This is a genomic window from Vibrio sp. Vb0667 (genome assembly GCF_033391095.1).
The window spans coordinates 1-1040 of sequence record NZ_JAWPOL010000402.1; the positions used below are offsets into that span (position 1 = coordinate 1).

General features: G+C 48.2%; 1 protein-coding gene and 1 pseudogene. Both read right to left on the reverse strand.

Annotated features, from left to right (window positions below; genetic code table 11):
* Positions 1-441, reverse strand: a pseudogene (locus R8269_RS26220) (two-component sensor histidine kinase); the annotation flags it as partial.
* Positions 434-1040 (reverse strand): heavy metal response regulator transcription factor (locus R8269_RS26225; RefSeq protein ID WP_318223039.1); only part of this gene is annotated, 607 nt, incomplete at its 5' end. The gene R8269_RS26225 and the pseudogene R8269_RS26220, both read right to left, overlap by 8 nt.

The following is a 1040-nucleotide window of genomic DNA, read 5'->3' on the forward strand; positions in this document are numbered from 1 at the left end:
TTTATCCAAAAACAAAATATGGTGGTTGATACTCATGCCGAGCACCACCTGATCCTCCGCAGCTTGAAACGCAAACGCGCGAATATTCAGCGAGTCCTCACTCCATTCGATGGCGCAGACCTGAGGTGAGCTAATGCTGTAGGCTCGGTTCTGAGGAATCGTCAGGCTCGAATTCTGATAGACGTTCTGCTTGCCTTCAAACACCCACATGTAGAGCGTGCTGTTATTCGCTTGCTTGAACACATCCTCTGGCGAGCGTTTTAACTCGTTCTCAATGGCATTGAACTTACTGGAAATATAGCTGAAATCTTGCGAATAAAAGTGGCGCTCAATGGCGTACTGTAGGATGAAAGCCAAAGAAAAATAGGTCACAAACGTCATGCTAACAAACATCAGCACGAGCTTGTTTTTCATGGAAAAAGGCAGCGAGAACTTAGGCATCGCAACTCTCTTCGAGTTTGTAGCCCATCCCTCTGACAGTGTGAATCAGTGGTTTATCGAACGGTTTGTCCACTTTGCTACGCAGACGTTTGACCGCCACATCAATCACATTGGTATCGCTGTCAAAGTTCATATCCCACACTAACGACGCAATGGTGGTACGTGAAAGCACTTGGCCAGTTTTGCGCATCAACAACTCAAGCAGGGCATATTCTTTGGCGGTAAGCGACATCGACTGCCCCGCGCGCGTGGCAACGCGTTTGATCATATCAAGTTCTAAATCTGCCACACGTAATGTTTGCGGCGATGCGACCACTTGCGCGGCAATATGATGACGAAATACGTTTTGAACACGCGCCAGTAGCTCTGCAAACGCGTAAGGTTTTACCACATAGTCATTGGCACCCAGCTCAAAACCGCGCACGCGATCTTCCACTTGCTCCTTCGCTGTCAGCATGATCACTGGAGTGTGAATCCCACTACTGCGCAATGTGTTAAGCACCTGCCAACCATCGAGTTTAGGCAACATAATGTCGAGGAGGATTAAGTCATATTCTTCACTGGTAGCGTGATAAAGCCCATCGACCCCATCATGCACT